Source organism: Nocardia sp. NPDC005998, from assembly GCF_040614395.1.
Classification (GTDB): domain Bacteria; phylum Actinomycetota; class Actinomycetes; order Mycobacteriales; family Mycobacteriaceae; genus Nocardia.
The window spans coordinates 258,907-277,245 of the sequence record NZ_JBEXUI010000006.1; the positions used below are offsets into that span (position 1 = coordinate 258,907).

The window sequence follows — 18,339 nt, forward strand, 5'->3', positions numbered from 1 at the left end:
CTGCGCTCATGGTTCACCCGCTGACGCTCGCTCACGGCCTCCCCCTCATGACGTCCTCACCCGTTCATAGAACGCCATGGCGGCCGCGGTCGCCACATTGAGCGAATCGGTGCCCGGCGACATCGGAATGCGCGCCCGAATATCGGTGGCTCGCATGGCCTCCTCGGTCAAACCCGGCCCCTCCGCACCGAGCAGCAATGCCACCCGCTCCCCCGTCATCGCCGTGGCCAGGTTCACGGCGGCCGGGTTCGGGGTGAGCGCGATGATCTGGAATCCCTTGTTCCGCAACATATCCAACCCACCCGGCCACTGCGGCAGCTGTGCGAACGGCACCCGCAGCACATGTCCCATCGACACCCGCACCGCGCGCCGGTACAGCGGATCGGCGCACCGGTCTCCGAACAGGATGGCCTCGACGCCGAGTCCCGCCGCATTCCGGAACATCGAGCCGAGGTTCTCGTGATCGTTCACCCCCTCCAGCACCGCCACCGTCCTGGCCCGCTCGATGACGTCGTCCACACTCAACTCGGCGGGTCTGCGCGCCACCGCGAGTACGCCGCGATTGAGATGGAACCCGACCACCTCCGCCATCACCTCGGCGGTCGTCCGGTAGTACGGCACATCGATGTCCAACAGATCCGCGGCGAGTTCGGCGCGCCGCTTCTCCACTCCGAGCAGCGCGTCCGGCCGAAACCGCGAATCGAGCATCCGCCGTACGACCACCACCCCCTCCGCGATCACCAACCCCTTGCGCCCCGGCAGATCGGGCCGCCGATCCGCGGACTTCAAGTCGCGAAAGTCATCGACCCGCGGATCAGCGGAGTCACCGATATCGATCACTTCGACCACCGCTACATCCTGCCGGGCACCACCACCCCGCCCGACACCGGTGCCGATCACCGATCCCGAACTCCCCGATCCCCACTCAGCACCGCACCCGAACCACGAGCCTGCACACCACACAGCCTCCGGCCACCACACCACCGACACCGGTGCCGATCACCGATCCCGAACTCCCTGATCTCCACTCAGCACTGCACCCAAATTTCGAGCCTGGACACCACATAGCCTCCGGCCACCGCACCACCGACATCGATGCCGACTCCCGACCAATATTCACTGTTGCGTACGGCTCCGAAGTGGGTCGCAGCCGTGCTCCGCAAGCCAACAAACCAGCGTTCGCCTCGGCGTCCCGTGGCGCAGTCGGGACCGCGCGTTCCGCTCGGCGCCCCATGCCGCAGAGCTTCAGATCTGGTCCTCGGCGAGTCGCGCGGCATGTCGGTCTGCGAGGTATTCGGAACCTCTGCGAGAACTCAGGTGCACCTCTGCTGGCGCGGTAATTCGAGTGCGGGCGGGTGGGGAGGCATGCGATGGTCGAAGGATGACGCTGATACCCGGCATCACCATTAGGTCGGCCACCGACGACGATGTGGCGGCCATTCAGTTGCTCGGCGACACTTCATTCGGCATGCGGCGTGAACCGGAGTACGCGCAGCTACGGGCGCAGGTCTTTCCGACCGAGGAGGCCATCGTCGCCGTCGACGACGGTCGCATCGTCGGACATGCCAAGTCCACCCGGATGACACTGACGGTGCCCGGCGAGCGCACGGTCGAGGTCTGCGGCATTGCCGGGGTCGGTGTCGCGCCGATGCATCGGCGGCGCGGAATTTTGCGGGCCATTTATACCGAGCAGCATCGGCGCACCGAGGAGGCCGGGCTCGCGCTGACCATTTTCACCGCGAGTCAGGGAGCCATCTACGGCCGGTTCGGATACGGCCCGACGATTCGGGAGAACGCGGTCTCGATCGATCGGCGGTTCGTCGAATTCCTACCGTCGGCCCCCGATCCGGGCGGCGTGGTGCTCAGCACCATGGCCGACGCGGGCGAGCCGATACGCGCGATCTACGACCGGTGGCGTCGCCTGGTGCCCGGCGCGCAGCGGCGTCCCGAGGCCCGCTGGAAATTGGACCTCGCCGATTCGCCCGCCTTCCGCAATGGCAGTAGTGAGCTTTTCGCATTCCTGCACCCGGACGGGTACGTGCTGTACCGGTACAGCCGTCGCGAACGCACCATGACCGCGGTCGTCGAGGAGATGCGCACGGTCACCCCGGAGGCGCATATCGCGTTGTGGCGGGCGCTATTCGGATTGGAACTGTGCAGCCACATCGAGGCGGCGCTCACCGACAACGATCCGCTCCCACATCTGCTCACCGATCTCCGACTGGTGCGCACGCAGGCACGCTATGACGCATTGTGGTTGCGGCTCATGGACGTTCCCGCCGCGCTGACGGCACGTTCGTATCTGCGCGATCTGAATGTCGTACTCGCGGTACAGGATCCGTTCCGCAATGCGGGCGGCAGCTTCGAACTCACGGTGCGTGACGGCGTCGCCGAATGTGTGCCGACCAACCGGACGCCCGACTTCGAACTCGGCATCGACGTGCTCGCCAGCATGTACCTCGGCGCGTATCCGCCGCGGGTCTTCGCGGGGGCCAACCGGCTGCAGGCCAAGGACGCCGCGCAGCTGCGCGCACTCGACGAGGCGTTCGGCGCGGAGCGGGACGCAGTGCTGGGTTGGTTCTTCTGAGCTGGGCTGGTTCTGCTGAGCCGAGTCGGTTCTGCTGAGCCGAGTCGGTTCTGCTGAGCCGGGCAGATCCCGCCGAGTCAGGTAGGTCCCGCCGAGTCAGGTAGGTCCCGCTGGGCCGGTCCGGTTCTGCTGAGCCGGCCGGTTCTGCTGAGCCAGGCCAGTCCCGCCGAGCCAGACCGGTTCTGCTGAGCCGGGCCGATCCCGCCGAGCCGGGCCGATCCCGCCGAGCCGAATCGGTTCCGCCGAGCGATCGGTTCCGCTGAGCCGGGTCAGTTCCGCTGGGCCGGATCGGTTCTGCCGAGCCGGGCCGGTTCTGCCGAGCCGGGCCGGTTCCGCCGAGCCGGGCCGGGTCGCGGCGGCGGCGATTCACCCGGTCACCCGGATGCTGCTGGGCAGCGGCACTGACCGCGTAGTCGGCTGCGGCGTCGGCGGGTTCCGCCGAGCCGGGCCGGTTCCGCCGAGCCGGGCCGGTTCCGCCGAGCCGGATCGGTTCCGCCGAGCCAGATCGGTTCCGCCGAGCCAGATCGGTTCCGCCGAGCCAGATCGGTTCCGCCGAGCCAGATCGGTTCCGCCGAGCCAGATCGGTTCCGCCGAGCCGGATCGGTTCCGCCGAGCCGGATCGGTTCCGCCGAGCCAGATCGGTTCCGCCAAGCCGAGCCGGTCCCGCTGAGACGGGTCAGTTCCGATGGGCTGGGCCGGTGCTGCGCATCGGGGTTGTCCCCGAGCCCACGTCGTACTCCGGAGTGATGTCCGGATATGCGGTGGGCTGGCATGCTGGAACTATGAAGCCGATTCAGCTGGTGCTCAATATCCTGTGGCTCGTATTCGTCGGGTTCTGGATGGCGCTCGGCTACATCCTGGCGGGCCTCATCTGTTGCATCCTGATCATCACCATCCCGTGGGGTATCGCGTCGTTCCGGATCGCGGCCTATGTGCTGTGGCCGTTCGGGCGGACCACGGTCGAAAAGCCTTCCGCAGGCGTGGGGTCGATGATCGGCAATATCATCTGGTTCCTGGTGGCCGGTTGGTGGCTCGCGCTCGGGCACCTGTTCACCAGCATCCCGCTGTTCATCTCGATCATCGGCATCCCCTTCGGCTGGGCAAACCTCAAGCTCATCCCGGTCTCGCTGTTCCCGCTCGGGCGCGAGATCGTCGCCAGCGATCAGCCGTTCGGGGCGCAGTACGCCCGCGGTGGGTACGTACCTCGCTGATGACCCCGCACTGACGAGGTCACACTCGGCCTACTCCGAGTCGTCGACCAGCTGTTTCATGATGCCGACGGCGCGGGTCAGCACGACCAGCTGATCGTCGGTCAGGGTGGACAGCTGTTCGGTCATCCAGGCCTCGCGGGCGCTGGTCTCATCGGCGATCAAGGCGCGGCCCGCATCCGAGAGCGAGACGATGATCTGACGGCCGTCGGTCGGGTGCGGTTTGCGCTCAACCAGTTCCAGATCGGTCAGCGAGGCGATCACGCGCGTCATCGACGGCGGCTGCACGCGTTCCTTGGCGGCCAGGGCGCCCGGTGTCATCGCACCGTCCCGATGCAGGGTGGCAAGTGCGGAGAGCTGGGTCAGCGAAATCTGCGCGTCGGCGCGCCGTCCTCGCAGATGTCGCGTCAAGCGCACCACCGCGAGCGACAGCTCACCAGCGAGAGCTCGAACATCCGATGGCGTTGTCACAGAGCAGAACGATACGGGACACGCTGGCCGGTGGACGCCTGTTCCCGCAGCTACGCTAGGACTGTGACCCAGAATGTCCCGCAGATACCGCCGCGCTTCACCGATCCACGGCCGGTCCTCGCGGTCGGCAGCATCCTCTGGCTGATCGCCACCATCGTGGTGTGGACCAGCGACCGCTGGGAATCGGCGCGTCCGGTGTGTCTGATGGGTCTTGCGGTGGGGTTGCTCGGTTACACGATCTTCGCGATCCAGCGCCGCGGTGCTCGGCGCGGGGACAAGGGCGCGCAGACCGGGCTATGAGCCGCGCGTTCTTGCGCGTCAGCCCACGTCGAACTCATCGGTGGTGCCGGTGAAGGGCCGCAGCACGCCGTCGGCGCCCAGGCTGTCGGCGAAGTGCCGCATGCGATAGCGGCCCGAGCTGGTGTCGGCGGGGATGTCCCAGGTGAAGCGGGCAACGGATTCGGCGGTGCCGCGTTTGCTCCAGTAGAAGCGCACCGCCCATTCGCCCTCGTTGGCGACCCGCTCCCAAACGCCGGATGCGTTGCGGCGCTGCACTTCCAGGAAGGTGCCATTGCGGCGGGGGTTGTGTTTCGGATGGGCGGAGACGAATTCGGCGGCGACCCGGGTGCCGGGCGGGTAAGCGGCGGCCGGTTGGGTCAGGACATCGCCGAAACCGCGGCCCGGGGGTGTGGCATCCGGGCCCGGCGCGGGCTGGAAGTTCGGCTGCAGGTTGGATACATCGCGGGGTGCGGGACCGCGCGGAACCTGCTGGCGGGCGGCGAAAGCTGTTGCCAGCCGGGTGAATTCCTGCTGGTAGGCGGGCAATGTGTAGCGGCCGAACAAGGTCGAGCCACCCTCGTACTGCTGGGAGTCGTACTCCTCCGGGGTGGTGACATATTCGTGGTACGCGTTCGCGTACCCCTGCATCAGCACCTGCTCCAGCCCAACACCGAGCGCGTCGGCCACGGCGCGGCGGATGCGCAGTCCGGAGACGATGGTGAATTCCGCACCGCCGCAGGCCAAGTAGAGCTCGCCGATCCGAACGATCTGAATGGGCACCACATTCGGCACCCACGGCACCGGCGGCAGCAACCCCAGCGGCGCCACGATCGCCTTGGGCGCCTGGGCATCCGCGAGCCAGGACGGTGCGGGCTGGCGCGGATCGCCGAGGGCATCGATGAATGGGTTGCGCACGCCCTCCGGGATCGGGAGGCCGGGCAGACCGGGACCGTCCTCGACGCTGCCCGCGATGAGCGAGAGGCCCGCGGCGGCGGGTGCGGTGTGGCGCGGCTGACCGTCCGGGGTGAACCTGCCGTCGACGGCGGTATCGGCCAGGTCGATATAGCAGAGCATCGAGTCGACCGGACCGCTGATCGACTGTGCGCCCGCCAGTGCGGTTTTCGAGGCCAGATACTGTCGCTCGCCGATGATGCGGGTGTTGTCGAACTCGTCCTCGGTCGGGCCGGAGCCGGGTCGCAGATTCAGGTTCGGGGACATGTCCCCCGCATTGGTCTGCGCGAAGGCCGCCACGAAATCGGCTGGGCCGTCCAGATATCGGACGCCGTGCTCGGTGTGCTCATAGGAGAACGAGGCGTAACCCTTGTTATCCGCGCTGATCAGCCGGTTCTGATTGGTCATGGAGGTGTTGTGGGTGGCGAACCAGGTGATGGCGCCGACCTGTTTGCCGCCCTTGACGAATGACAGCGCGGTGACCGCCGGGTCGATGGCATTCGGGAAGTGCTGTCTATCCGCATCCGGATTGCGTTCGAAGGCAACTCGCGATCGATTGACGCTGGCATCGTGCAGTTCGGCGCGGCCGAGCGCGAGCGTGCCCGGTCCGAGATCGGCATGTGCCGCGGCGATCGCCTCCACAATGCCGTTCACCTCGGCGTCGTAGACCTGCTGCTGAAATCCGAGGATGGACAGGTTGTACGCGTAGTCGTTGCTGGAGCCGCCGCAGGTCGCATGCGAATGCGTCGAGGTGAGCAGGACGTTCTGTTCGGTGTAGAGATCACCGAAGCGGCGCGCGAGTTCGAGCATGACACCGCGGTGCACGGACTGGAAAATCATGCCGTTCTCCGCGACCGCGAACACGATCCGGCGCGCACCGCTATCGATGATGAATGCGCGGGCGCGCGGGCGCAGATGAATGCCCGCGGTTTGCTGTTCGAACTGCGAATAGCCCATCATTCCGCATTCGGCGGCGGGACCGGTGATGTCGGAGAGGCCGAGTCCGATGCGATAGCCACTCGCACCGGGGGCCGCCGCGGCCTGCGTGCCGAGTGCCGCCGTCATTCCTGGCACGGTTACCGCTGTCGCGAGTGCGGCCGAACCCGCCGCGGTTCGGGCCAGCACGGTTCTGCGTGACACCGGCATTCGTGTCTCCCTTCGATCCCATGATGAAGCGAACCACACAACTGGACGCTCGTCCAGTCGAGATTTTCGGCCCTGCGAATTGACTGCGGCGAAGTTGGAGACTTAACTCGCTGAGGTGTCCTCCCGATTGAGCGTCGAAGAACGACGGGCCCACCTTATCGAGGCAGCCATCGGCCTTGCCGAGAAAAAGGGCGTCGCGGGCGTGACCACGCGCGATGTCGCTCAGGCAGCCGGTGTTTCGCTCGGTGTGGTGCATTACTGTTTCGAAAACAAGGACGCGCTGATGACCGAGCTGGTCAAAGCGTTATCGATGGAATTACGCGATTCCGTCGACGCCAATGAAACAGTTTGGCAAGACGTCGGAAGTGGAAAAGAAGCGCTTCAAAAATTGGTGCGTTCCGGACTCGAACTGATGTGGCTCAACATTGAAGCCACACCGGAACGCCAACTACTCACCTACGAAACCACTACATATGCGCTACGCGAAGGGGAATCGACCCCGGCGAAACTCGCTATCGCACGCGAACAGTACGCATTCAACGACACCACCGTGGCCGACATCCTCGACCACGCGCGCGATGCGACCGGTTGCCGTTGGTCGGTACCGGTGCAAACGCTGAGCCGCTTCACTTTGAACGTGATCGATGGGGTCGTGCTGCGCTGGCTGGTCGACAACGACAGCGAAAAGGTGCGCGGGCAGCTGGATCTGCTCAGCGAGATGGTCACCAGCTACGCGGAGTAGGTCGGCACTCTCCTGGGATGGGTTATCGGCTGTGCTCAGGCCGAGAGGTGCGGGGTTTGGACGTGGGTGGTGGTTCCGTCGCGCCACCACGGGACGGCGACCGTGGCTTCCAATGCGCCGTGCAGGCGGATCCGGAGCTCGTCGTGGAGCACCAGCTCACCTTCCTCGGGCAGCGTGAACAGTTGGCGCAGCACGATTCCCAGTGGTTCGGCGGACCATGTGGTGCGGCGGCCCGTGCTGGTTACCTCGGCGGTGATCGACTCGGAGACCAGGGGCAGGTCGAGCAGGGTCGCGAGGGCTGGCGCGGTGGCGATATCGCCCGCTACCAGGCGGTCCGGGGATAGGGCGAGGCCGAACCAGGGCTGGTCGAGTACCCAGACATCGTCGGGGTCTACAACCGCCGAGGACAGGGCGCGTACCCGGTCTGGCAGCTCGAGCTCGGTCAGGTCCAGTTGGTCCGCGGCCACGGCGGCGGCCAGGCGGGCGTGGGTTCGGGAAACCACCTCGGGCGTTGGGGTTTTCGTCGGATCGGCGAGAGCGTCGAGGAGGGCGGCAGCCAGTTCGTGGGTGATGGCATTCGGATTCGCCAGGACCGCGTGCATGACAGCGGAATCCAGGCCGGAAGGTTCGAATGCGGGGAGCAGGTCGGCGAATTCGGTATCCGCGGGATGGCGGAGCAGCCCGAGCGGGATACCGGCTATGCGTGCATGGCTGCGCAGCCACCACGCCGTATAGCCATCGGGATCGGTGAGCAGCCGGTGGGTGCGCGGGACGGCTGCCAACTGCCGCAATGCCGCCGGCCAGCACGACTCGGCGACCAGGTCCAGGTCACGGACGGCGGCCAGCTCCGGCGGGTCCTCGGGCAGGCCCGTCCACCAGCGCTCCTCGTCGTCCAGGTGATGGTCCGGACCGGTGGGATCGGATTCGACGACAATGCTGAAATCCCATCCCACGCCGACCGCTCGTAGCGCATCGGCGCCATAGCGGTCCACCAGGTCCGCCGCGACGGTGCCGAACGGTGAGTCGGCCACCAGCAGTGCACGCAATGGGGCATCGGGGAGCAGCAATTCGTCGGCGGGCAGCAATTCCCCAGTGCTGTCCGGTAATTCGAGCAGGCCGAGCCAGGACGGCAGCGCCGATGGATCGGCATGCGCGGCCAACCGCAGTACCGCATCGACGGTGTCCGGATCGTCCGGCTGATCTTCCAACTCGGCGCGCAACCCGGGATCGGTCAACAGATCCTCGGCGGTGGCCGAACGTGCGCCGAGCCGCGCGAGCAGCGGATGGACCGCCTCCGGATGCACCAGCCGGGCCCAGTGCACTGGTATCGCGACCTCGAGTTGGTCGTCCAAAACGACTGTGCGCGGACCGGTTACCAGCCGACCGTCGGCCAGCGGCACCGCGAGCGCACCCAGTTCCTCGGCCGCCAATGGATCGACAACATACGGCTCCAATGCCACATACAACGACTGCCACCACGTCGGCGTCCGCTCCAGGCCGCCCGAAAGCTCCGCCAGTCGAGCCAATCCGATCCGGTGCACGTCCAGCACACCCAGCGCCTCGGTATGCGCTCGTCCCGACAGTTCGGGAATCACCAACGGCCCGACCACATCGTCGAGCAATTCGGCCAATTCCCCACTCAGACCCGTGAATACGCTCGCGCGCGTCGGGACCGCAGTCGTTGCTGGAGACGCGATTGCGGGCGTCCCCGCCGCCGGCACCTCGAACCCGGCATCGAGCGGAGCGGCGAGCTTGCCGACTCTGCTCCCGTCGACCGCAATGGGCTCACCAGGCTCCGTTGCGCCCACGTGCCTCGGCACCGCGGTCACTCCTGGGCCATCAGGCGATTCCGCGACAGCGGGAGTAGCCGCAGCCAAGTCCTCGGAGTCAACATTGAGCGGTCCGGTGTCCTTGCCGACGCCGATCCCACCGATCGCAATGCGCTCACCAGGCTCTGGGACGCCCGCGTGCATCGGCACCGCAGTCGTTCCCGGGCCATCAAGCGATTCCGCGGCACCGGGAGTAGCCGCAGCCAAGTCCTCGGACTCAGCATCGAGCGGGCCAGTGGCCTTACCGACGCCGATCGCAGTGCGCTCATGAGGCGTAATGCCCTGCGCCGCTGCGAGGTCCGTGGGCAATGAGGTGCGTGGACCGGCGACGGCGGCAGGGGGTGAGTCATCCGGAAATGCCCAGCCTTCCGATTCCGCCGCATCGGAGCCCGAGAGGGGCTCGTCGACGGAGTTCGGGCGGGCGGTTACGACCGGGAGCCAGGAGTGGGTCTGGAGTTCGCGGACCAGGGCCTCGCGCAGCAGGCCATCGACCTCGCTGCGGGCGAATCCCGGGACGGGGACCAGGACGAGGCGATCGCGGGGCGGGAGCGCGCGGGCGAAATCGGCATAGCCCCCGGCCAATTCGGCGATGTGGGCACCGGGCAGCAGCCGTCGGCGGTCCGGCTGCATGGGGATATCGGCGATCAGGAGGGCCGGTAGCGACAGCTCCTCATCGGATCGGGTGGGTGCGCGCAACACATCGGGCGCGGCGGGCACCGGCCTGCCAGCGCGCACCGGGAGCAGCCAGCGCGCCCTGGCCGTACGGAACTCCCACCAAGTCCGCCGTTCCGCTCCGGGCTCGTCGATGCGCACCGCCCGGATCCCGGCCGCCGGATGACTGCCGGGCTGGTGCGGATTGTGCAGATCGGTGACGGTGCTGGTCAGTTCGTCATCGCCGATTCGGATGTGCTGCAGGGCGGGGAGTTCCAGCAGGAGGTCGGCGGCTTCGGCGCGCATGGCGGCAAGGAGGTTTTGCGGATCGACATCCGGGCGCAGGGTGAGCACGATCTCGGTATCCGCGCCCTGCGCTGGGGCGGCTTCGATCGGCCAGGCCAGGCGCAGGACGGGTGGGGTGAAGGTGTCGGCCGGATCCGGGATGGTGATCGCGTTGTCGCGCAGGGCCTTCCAGGTGAGGTCGCGGGAGAAGTGGAGGGATCCGGTGGTCGATCGCACCTCGATCTCATCGCTTACCGTGCGCACCGCGGTGAACCCGACGCCGAATCGGCCCACGCTCGTCGCGGGATCGGCCTTGCCGGAGGCGCGCAACGCCGTAAGCGCGTGTACACCGGAAATATCGAGCGGCGCACCGGTATTCGAGATGTGCACGACATCACCGACCAGACGCACAACCAGCCGTCCAGGCACCCCGGCCTTGGCCGCCGCATCCGCGGCATTCTGCGCCAGCTCCGTCAGCAGCCGATCCCGATAACCCGCCCGCACGAGATCCGCCTCGGTCGCGGCATCTTCCCGCAACCGAGTCGGCGAATCCCGCCACGCCGCGAGCACTCCCGCGCGCAGCCCCGCCGTACCGAACGGATCGAACGCCCCGCCGCTCACCCCTGCAGCGCTGACCCGAACCCCGGCCACCCCGCATCCCCCGAGCCGCCACCATCAGCCCCCGCGGCCGTATCAGCGACACCGTCGTCCGCAGCGTCGCCAACCGCCTCCGCACCCGATTCCGACTGCGAGACAACGCCCTCAGCATCGCCGAGATCCGATCCGGGCTGCGACGCCGCAGCATCGGTGGCCGACTCGACCACATCCGGACCGCTCGCGCCAGCATCTGAGCCAGACTCCGACACGAACGCTTCGGCACTGTGCTCAGGAGCAGCATCACCTGCCGCGCCGATCGTCGCTGTGGGCTCGCCGGCGGCAACAGTCACGGCGGTCACATCGTTCGGCCCGACCTCGCCACCTGCGGGAGAACTCGGTTCGACACCGATGGTCGGCGCTGTCGAAGAATCGTCGACCGCAGACGGACCGGATACCGCGTCGGCGACCGGCGCATTGCTCGCGTCGGATACGACGGGCTCAACCACCGCAATCGGCTCGGCGACGACATCGTTGCGCGAGGCAGCCGGGGCGATCGCAGTGTTCGACTCCGGTGCACCACCGGCACCCGCATGAGGTGTGGGCGCAACGCCAGAGATGGTGTCCGCCTCTGGCGCAACAACATTCGACTCAGCCGAAGTGTCCGCCACAACATCACCTGGCAGAGCTGCGCCACCGGACTCGACCGGCGTACCCGACTCGGCCGCATCACCGGCCGCCGCCGTAGTGCTCGGTTCGACCGAGGCAGCCTCGACCACCACGGGACCCGACGCCTGATCATCCGGCTCGACAGCGGTCGGCTCCGCTACGGGAGCGGGGGCCGGATCTGTGACAGCCTCGGGGCTGGTTGCGGTCGGTGCAGAATGCTCGACTGCCGTATTCGACTCGGCCGCAACCTCACCCGACGCGGTGTCGACACCGGGCTCGACCCCGATGCTCGACTCGGCAATAACATCGGCCGATGCAGAGGGCACACCGGGCTCGATCGTGGTTGACACGGTCTGATCCGAGGCAGCCTCGACAATAGGCTCGCTGGCCTCGACCACCTGCTGGTCATCTGGCTGCGTGAAGCTCTGCTCAACCGCCGTATTCGACTCCACCGCAGCATCACCCGCTGCGGTGTCGACACCTGGGGTGAGCGCACTGCGTGACTCAGCGGCGACATCGCCGGATGGGGCTTCGACGTCGCGGTCGAGCACGTTGAGCGACTGAGCCGCAGCATCACCCGACGCGACCTCGTCACCGGGCTCGCCCGCAACAACCGACTCCGCAACATCACCCGACGGGGCATCGGCATCGCGGTCGTCCGCGACGACCGACTCGGCGACGACATCACCCGAACCAGGCACGGTGCCGGGCTCGGCCGAAGTCGACTCGGTCAGGTCCGTGGCAGTTTCGGTACTGGACTCGCTCGCCGCGACGGCGCCTTCTCCATTCGGCACCTCGACGCTCTGCTCGACAGTCGCAGCCGAATCGGCCACAGCGTCGCTCGCTGCGGTCTCCGCGTCCTCGGCCGCAACGGCAGGACCGGTGGCGAGCGCCGACGCATCAGCCGAAGCCGCACCACTGTCCGGCTTGCGCAGCGCCTCCGCGGGGATGACATCGAAGGCGTCGTCGTCGTAGGCCTCGTACAGCGGAGATCCGCCGCCGGTCGGGACTTCTACGTCGGAGTGGGCGCCGCAGCCGTATTCGACGTGGACCACGCGGCCGTCCGCGCCCATGGCATTGCCGCAGACGCCGAAGGCGGCGCGCAACGAACCCGCCAGCGGGAGGTAGAAGCCGCAGCGGCCGCAGGTGGATGGGGCGGCCTTGGCCATATCGGTTTCGGGGCCGAATTCGGCGTACCAGCGTTCGGCGGCTGCTTCGCGACCCTCGCGGCTGAGCACCTTGGTGCGGCCGAGGCCGATCTCCATGGCGACCTCGTCGACGGCCGGATCGCCGCTGGTGACATAGCCGGGCACCAGGCGCGGATCGTCGACGGACGGGGCGAGCAGATCACCGGGCGCCAGATCGCCGGGGCGAATCCGCTGCTCCCACGGAATGAAGTCGGGTGCGACCAGCGCGTCCGGGCCGGGCAGCAGAGCCGACTCGCTCACCGTCGCGTAGGTCGCGTCGGGCGGGGCCGCCACCACGACGGCCCACTGCCAGCCGCGATAGCCGGACAGGGTGGCCTCGAATCGGTGGGTCGCGGCGGTCTCGTCCTCCGCGGTGACGCCGAGATGCGCGCCGACGCCGGTGGGTTCCAGCTCCAAGAGCGCACGGCGGGCCACGTCGACGGCATCGGCAAGGATCGGCCGCACGCCGGACTGCGAAACAGATACTGCGCTCACGGCCTACATTTTGCCGTATGGAGCGCAATCGGCGTTCGTTGGCCGTCATTGTCCTGATCAGCCTGCTCGGATTAACCGGGTGCCGCGGGTCCGGCGACGATCCGCCGCGACTACGCATCGAGGTGGTCGACACCCGCCCGCACGATCCGAGGGCGTTTACCGAGGGGCTGGAGGTCGACGGCACCGTGCTCTACGAAAGCACCGGCATGCCGGGCGCGTCGCGCGTGCGCGCCACCGATCTGACCACCGGCGACGAACTGACCGGCGTCGAACTGCCCGCACCCTACTTCGGCGAAGGGGTCAGCAAAGCGGGTGACATCTTGTGGCAGCTCACCTGGCAGGACCGGGTGGCGATCGCCCGCGATCCGGTGACCTTGGCCGAACGATCCCGAGTGTCCTACGAGGGTGAGGGCTGGGGTCTGTGCACCCGCGCGGGCAGGCTGGTGATGAGCAACGGGTCCGACACCCTTACCTTCCGCGACCCGCTCACCTTCGCCCCCACCGGCACCGTCACACTCACGACCCACAACAACGTGCACCTGAACGAACTCGATTGCGCCGCCGACGGTTCGATCTACGCCAACTCCTACCCCACCGACGAGATCCTGCGCATCGATCCGGAAACCGGCGCGGTCCTCGCCGTCATCGATGCCAGCGGCCTGCTCCCGGCGACTGTCCGGGCGGGCACCGATGTGCTCAACGGCATCGCCCAACTCCCTGGTACCGACCATTTCCTGATCACCGGCAAATACTGGCCGACGATATTCGAGGTCAGATTCGTACCGGAGTGAGCTCGCTGCGCTCGCTCGTGCCGGAGGCGAGCGTCAGCGAGGCGCAGGCATGAGCGGGCCAGGTCACCTTTCCGGACGGCTTGGAGCCGCAATTGAACCCAAGTCGCCGATGTACGACAGAATTGAGGACGTGACTACTCCCCGCGATCCCTCCGGTTCCGACCGTGGTCCGTGGGATGGCGAGGAGTCCCCACCGATCCAGCGTCACCCCGGCTACGACCGCTACCCGCCACCCCATACGCCGCCCCGTCGGTCTTCACTACCGCCGCTGCCGCCGGAGCCACAGAGCCGCGAACCCCAACGCAACGAACCACGGCGCAACGAACCACCCGCCACCAAGCCACTACCCGGCGGATCCGCGAAACCATCGGCCCCGCAACCGGAGCCCGAAACCGCATCCGGCAATGCCGAGCCCCAGCGCACCCCACGCAAGCTGACCGTCACCCGCGTCGCCGCGATGCGCGGCCGCGAACTCACCTCCCGCGGCGTCGCCACCTTCCAGCGCGCCGCCAAGGCCGACGGTGCCGATAAATCCGGCCTCACCGCACTCACCTACGCCACCATGGCGAATTTCGCGCTCGACGCCGCGATCGCGGTGGCCCTGGCCAATACGCTGTTCTTCGCCAGCGCCACCGCGGAGAGCAAGACGAAGGTCGCGCTGTACCTGTTGATCACCATCGCCCCGTTCGCGGTGATCGCCCCGCTCATCGGCCCGATGCTCGACCGCCTACAGCGCGGCCGCAGACTCGCGCTGGCCACCTCCTTCGGCCTGCGCGCGGTGGTTGCAGTGGTGCTGATCATGGCCTTCGACAGCTGGGCGCTGTACCCGCTCGCCCTGTGCATGATGATCGGCAGTAAATCGTTCTCGGTGCTCAAGAGCGCGGTGACGCCCCGCGTGCTGCCACCCGAAATCGACTTGGTGCGCACCAATTCTCGGCTCACTGTCTTCGGTCTGGTCGGTGGCACCATCGGCGCGGGCGCGGTCGCCGCACTGGCCGCCGCCATTGCGGGTTCCAATGGCGCACTGGTCTTCGCCACCGTGATCGCGATCGCGGGCACCTGGCTGAGCCTGCGCATCCCGCGCTGGGTCGAGGTCACCGAGGGCGAGGTCCCGGCGACCCTGAGCTATCACGCCAATACCGAAGTGCTCGATCCGACGACCGAAGCCACGGTTCCGCCGCGCAAGCGCAGGCAGCCACTCGGCCGCGCGGTCGTCACCGGACTGTGGGGCAATAGCGCCATCCGCATACTGACCGGCTTCCTCACGTTCTATGTGGCCTTCGTCGCCAAGTCCACCGAACACGGCGGCTGGCAGCAGGCGGCCATGCTCGGTGTGGTCGGCGTCGCCGCGGCCGTCGGCAATTTCGTCGGCAACGCAACCGGCGCCCGGATCAAACTGGGCAAACCGTCACTGATCGTGCTCGGCTGCACCGCGGCCTGCTGTGCGGTGGCCCTGCTCGCGGTCTTCCTGAACAACCTGCTCGGCGCCGCATTGGCGACCCTGGTCGCGGCGGGGGCGAGCGCGCTGGCGAAGGTATCGCTGGATGCCTCCATCCAGGACGATCTGCCGCCCGAATCGATCGCCTCCGGCTTCGGCCGTTCCGAAACCGTATTGCAGCTCAGCTGGGTCATCGGCGGTGCGGCGGGCGTGCTGCTGCCGACCACCTACTGGCAGGGTTTCGCGTTCATCTCCGCGCTCCTGCTGTTCGGCCTGCTACAGACCTTCATAAGCGACCGCGGCCACTCCCTGCTGCCCGGTCTCGGCGGCCACCGCCCCGAACACGCGGAGCAGGAAGTCGCGACGCCCCGACACGCCGACGCCGACCGAGCCGCGCAACGCGGCAGAGAACGCGGTGGCGACACTAAGCACATGCAACGAGGCACAGGAGACCCGATCTGGTGAACAAGCCAAGTACCCGCACCGTCGTCGCGCTGGCCGTGGCGGCCCTATTGGTGTTCACTGTCGCATTCGTCGGCGTGCTGACGGTGCTCGTCCGCAGAGCCGAGCACCCCGATCCGACCGTCACCGCATATGCCCACGGCAGGACCGTCACGGTGGAGCCGTTCCTGTACTGCACGGTGAAGCTGGAGGAATGCAAGTACGGCGAGACCACCGTACTCGATGTCCCCGCCGGATATCCGCTGCAGCTGTCGCTGCCGAAGAAGATCGCCGATGCGCCCTGGCTGGCCCAGCTGGTCTACACCCTGCCCACCGGTGAAAAGGTGGATCGGGTGGTGAGCCGCAACGACTTTCCCGAGGGCGCGCTCGCCGTCACCATCGACTCGAAGCCGGAGCCCGAACTTCGGCTCGTCGGTGTCGAATTGCAGCTGCCGATCCTCGCGCGCGATGAGACCGGCCGGGAGTTCTACGTTCCACACGCGGCCTGGTCGATCAGCACGGCACCATAGCGTCTGCTTGCAGGTCGGTCAGCAGCGACCGCCTGCAGGTCGCTGGAAAAGGTCAGCAGCGACTGCTCGAAAGCCCGCAGAAACGCTTCGCGCGCTGCCCGTGTCCGGGCAGCGCGCGAAATTCGTTATCCGCGAACGTCAGTGATCGAGTTCGCGCGCGACCGCCCGCACCACTTCCGAAATGCGCTGTGCGGTCTTGCGATCCGGATACTTGCCCTTGCGCAGATCCGGCTGCACCTTGGCCTCCAGCAGGGTGATCATGTCCTCGACCATCCCGTGCAGTTCGTCCGGCGTGTGCTTGCGCGCTGCCGGTTCCTTGTGCGCGCTGCGATCGCGGTCCTGGCCCTGCCGGACCGAGGGCGGCGATTCGAGCACCTTGAGGCTCAGCGCCTGCGGCCCACGGCGGCCCGCGGCCATCCCGAATTCGACGCGCTGACCGGGCTTGAGGCCTTCCACTCCATCCGGCAGCGCGGACGAACGGACGTAGACGTCCTCACCCTCGTCCTGGGAAAGGAAGCCGAAGCCCTTTTCGACGTCGTACCACTTCACCCTGCCGGTCGGCACTGCGCTCACCCGTTCATCATCGAAACTCGGGCCCCATCGGCCCGAGCACATCCGTCTGCCCGGGATCCGTCCGATGAAACGCGAACGGATCCTGTCAGTTTGCGAAAAGAACGCGCCCCACAGCTATGCAGGACGCGATAGACACTGAGTCTACCCCGGTGCGAATAACGCAAGCACATCAGTTTTACGGTCGAGCAGTGACGAACCCTTCCGCGCCACCGCCCCCGAGCCGCTCACCACGCCGTGCAAGCGATTGGTTGCTGTATGTGGCGCTCGGCCTGTTCGCGATCGGATTGCTTGCGATCGTCGCCATATTTCTGACGCCGATTTTCAGCGATTCGGACCCGGCCCTGTGGCTGTATCTGACCGCCATGCTGGCGCCGCTCGGTTTCCTGTGCGCGGTCGGCTTCGCGCTGTGGTCCGGCCGACGGTCGCGGTGAACCGGTTACCCCTGCTAATCGTTACCGAATCATCGATGTGATCCTCGTCACATAACAGACCGGTCACGGAGCCGTAGCCGCCCGTCACCGGCCGGGCCGCACCGTCTCTCAACTGCACGGAAGCATCACCGCCGCAACCGATACCGGTCCGAGACCGACACGGACCCGCCGGTTACCAAATAGTGATTTTTCGCGCGGATCGTCGTACGGTCTTACCCAGCCGGGACAACCGGCAACCACCGGCCCGCCGCATCGAACCTCGCCCCGCGGGTACCGGACCCCAACGGAAGCAGGGGTGAGGGCGGGACGGACGACCTCTCAGTCCGGACCACTTGCAGATGCGTACGAGAGGCAGACGAACCCGCAATGAGTGGACGCCATCGCAAGCCAACCTCCACCGGGCGCACCGTAGCCAAGGTCGCCGTCACCGGCGCGATCATCGGCACCGCAGGTGTTGCATTCGCTGGAAATGCCAGCGCGGCACCCGATCAGGACTGGGATCGACTCGCACAGTGCGAGGCCGGAGGCAACTGGGGCATCAACACCGGCAACGGTTTCCAAGGTGGACTGCAGTTCTCCCCGAGCACCTGGAGTGCACACGGCGGCGGCGAATACGCCGCGACGGCCAACCAGGCCAGCCGCGAACAGCAGATCGCGGTCGCCGAGAAGGTCCTCGCCAGCCAGGGCTGGGGCGCTTGGCCCGGCTGCTCGGCCTCGCTCGGCCTGAGCAGCGCATCCACCCCGCGCACCGCCCCCTCTTCCCCCGAGACCCCGCGCTGGAACCCGGCCCCGGCCGCCCCGCAGCAGGCCGTCGCCGACCCGAGCCAGCAGGTCTTCGATGCGATCGACCGCGCCGTCGCCGTCGTGCAGGGACAGGGCGTCGAGATCCCGAAGGAAGCCCTCGATTTCTTCAACGCCACCAAGGGCACTCAGCTCGACCCGGCGGTCGTGAGCTTCTACGAGGCGAACAAGGGCCTGCTGCCCTCCTGAGTCGCCACCGAGCAGACCGTACGACGAAGGTCCCCGCATCAATGGTGATGC

Annotated in this window: 15 protein-coding genes; 9 read left to right on the forward strand and 6 right to left on the reverse strand. The window is 67.4% G+C overall.

The genetic code is table 11. The features are described 5' to 3' along the window. Positions 1-45: 45 nt before the first annotated feature. Complete coding sequence (locus ABZ293_RS12605; protein ID WP_355179977.1) at positions 46-849, reverse strand: RNA methyltransferase; 804 nt, start codon at positions 847-849, stop codon at positions 46-48. 532 nt (positions 850-1,381) lie between these two features. Here ABZ293_RS12605 and ABZ293_RS12610 point away from each other — a divergent pair. Next, entirely contained in the window at positions 1,382-2,587 is a 1,206-nt protein-coding gene (locus ABZ293_RS12610; RefSeq protein WP_355179979.1) for a GNAT family N-acetyltransferase, read from the forward strand. Positions 2,588-3,369: 782 nt separating this feature from the next. After that, the gene (locus ABZ293_RS12615) at positions 3,370-3,798 is read left to right on the forward strand and encodes a YccF domain-containing protein (protein ID WP_354960654.1); all 429 of its coding nucleotides are present in this window, start codon (positions 3,370-3,372) and stop codon (positions 3,796-3,798) included. Positions 3,799-3,828: 30 nt separating this feature from the next. On the opposite strand, the gene ABZ293_RS12620 is transcribed toward ABZ293_RS12615, so the two are convergent. Next, the gene (locus ABZ293_RS12620) at positions 3,829-4,266 is read right to left on the reverse strand and encodes a MarR family transcriptional regulator (protein WP_355179981.1); all 438 of its coding nucleotides are present in this window, start codon (positions 4,264-4,266) and stop codon (positions 3,829-3,831) included. Between the two features lie 63 nt (positions 4,267-4,329). Between ABZ293_RS12620 and ABZ293_RS12625 the strand changes: the two genes are divergently transcribed. Next, entirely contained in the window at positions 4,330-4,566 is a 237-nt protein-coding gene (locus ABZ293_RS12625; protein WP_354960656.1) for a DUF2530 domain-containing protein, read from the forward strand. An 18-nt stretch (positions 4,567-4,584) separates the two neighbouring features. On the opposite strand, the gene ABZ293_RS12630 is transcribed toward ABZ293_RS12625, so the two are convergent. Beyond that, positions 4,585-6,642: a neutral/alkaline ceramidase gene (locus tag ABZ293_RS12630; protein WP_355179983.1), complete on the reverse strand. Its 2,058-nt coding sequence runs from the start codon at positions 6,640-6,642 to the stop codon at positions 4,585-4,587. Positions 6,643-6,769: 127 nt separating this feature from the next. Between ABZ293_RS12630 and ABZ293_RS12635 the strand changes: the two genes are divergently transcribed. Next, a complete protein-coding gene (locus tag ABZ293_RS12635) occupies positions 6,770-7,384 on the forward strand; it encodes a TetR/AcrR family transcriptional regulator (protein WP_355179985.1) in 615 nt (204 codons plus the stop codon). 35 nt (positions 7,385-7,419) lie between these two features. Here the strand turns inward: ABZ293_RS12635 and ABZ293_RS12640 are convergent, their stop codons facing one another. Together ABZ293_RS12640 and ABZ293_RS12645 are read right to left on the reverse strand one after the other, a co-directional pair. Then, positions 7,420-10,770 carry a hypothetical protein gene (locus ABZ293_RS12640; RefSeq protein WP_355179987.1) on the reverse strand — a complete coding sequence of 1,117 codons (3,351 nt, stop codon included), beginning with the start codon at positions 10,768-10,770 and terminating at the stop codon, positions 7,420-7,422. Further along, positions 10,767-13,094, reverse strand: coding sequence for a DUF3027 domain-containing protein (locus ABZ293_RS12645; protein ID WP_355179989.1), 2,328 nt, complete (start codon positions 13,092-13,094; stop codon positions 10,767-10,769). Before ABZ293_RS12645 ends, ABZ293_RS12640 begins: the two co-directional genes overlap by 4 nt. Before the next feature lie 17 nt (positions 13,095-13,111). Here ABZ293_RS12645 and ABZ293_RS12650 point away from each other — a divergent pair, with 17 nt between their 5' ends. The 3 genes from ABZ293_RS12650 (at position 13,112) to ABZ293_RS12660 (ending at position 16,294) form a co-directional block, all read left to right on the forward strand. Then, positions 13,112-13,885, forward strand: coding sequence for a glutaminyl-peptide cyclotransferase (locus ABZ293_RS12650; RefSeq protein ID WP_355179991.1), 774 nt, complete (start codon positions 13,112-13,114; stop codon positions 13,883-13,885). A gap of 130 nt (positions 13,886-14,015) precedes the next feature. Then, positions 14,016-15,788, forward strand: coding sequence for an MFS transporter (locus tag ABZ293_RS12655; RefSeq protein WP_355179993.1), 1,773 nt, complete (start codon positions 14,016-14,018; stop codon positions 15,786-15,788). Beyond that, on the forward strand, positions 15,785-16,294 hold the full coding sequence (locus ABZ293_RS12660) for a DUF2771 domain-containing protein (RefSeq protein WP_354960663.1): 510 nt from the start codon (positions 15,785-15,787) through the stop codon (positions 16,292-16,294). The genes ABZ293_RS12655 and ABZ293_RS12660 overlap by 4 nt, the downstream gene beginning before the upstream one ends. A gap of 138 nt (positions 16,295-16,432) precedes the next feature. On the opposite strand, the gene ABZ293_RS12665 is transcribed toward ABZ293_RS12660, so the two are convergent. Continuing rightward, positions 16,433-16,858 (reverse strand): cold-shock protein, encoded by a 426-nt coding sequence (locus tag ABZ293_RS12665; protein ID WP_354959222.1) that lies wholly within the window; start codon positions 16,856-16,858, stop codon positions 16,433-16,435. 197 nt (positions 16,859-17,055) lie between these two features. Between ABZ293_RS12665 and ABZ293_RS12670 the strand changes: the two genes are divergently transcribed. Both ABZ293_RS12670 and ABZ293_RS12675 read left to right on the forward strand, forming a co-directional pair. Further along, on the forward strand, positions 17,056-17,298 hold the full coding sequence (locus ABZ293_RS12670; RefSeq protein ID WP_355179995.1) for a hypothetical protein: 243 nt from the start codon (positions 17,056-17,058) through the stop codon (positions 17,296-17,298). A gap of 366 nt (positions 17,299-17,664) precedes the next feature. Next, entirely contained in the window at positions 17,665-18,288 is a 624-nt protein-coding gene (locus ABZ293_RS12675; RefSeq protein ID WP_355179997.1) for a transglycosylase family protein, read from the forward strand. Positions 18,289-18,339: the final 51 nt, after the last annotated feature.

What these genes read in the sequence shown, in the direction of transcription:
- ABZ293_RS12675 (WP_355179997.1), top strand. Translation starts at nt 17,665, where the DNA reads ATGAGTGGACGCCATCGCAAGCCAACCTCCACCGGGCGCACCGTAGCC.
- ABZ293_RS12610 (WP_355179979.1), top strand. Translation starts at nt 1,382, where the DNA reads ATGACGCTGATACCCGGCATCACCATTAGGTCGGCCACCGACGACGAT.
- ABZ293_RS12615 (WP_354960654.1), top strand. Translation starts at nt 3,370, where the DNA reads ATGAAGCCGATTCAGCTGGTGCTCAATATCCTGTGGCTCGTATTCGTC.
- ABZ293_RS12650 (WP_355179991.1), top strand. Translation starts at nt 13,112, where the DNA reads ATGGAGCGCAATCGGCGTTCGTTGGCCGTCATTGTCCTGATCAGCCTG.
- ABZ293_RS12630 (WP_355179983.1), bottom strand. Translation starts at nt 6,642, where the DNA reads ATGCCGGTGTCACGCAGAACCGTGCTGGCCCGAACCGCGGCGGGTTCG.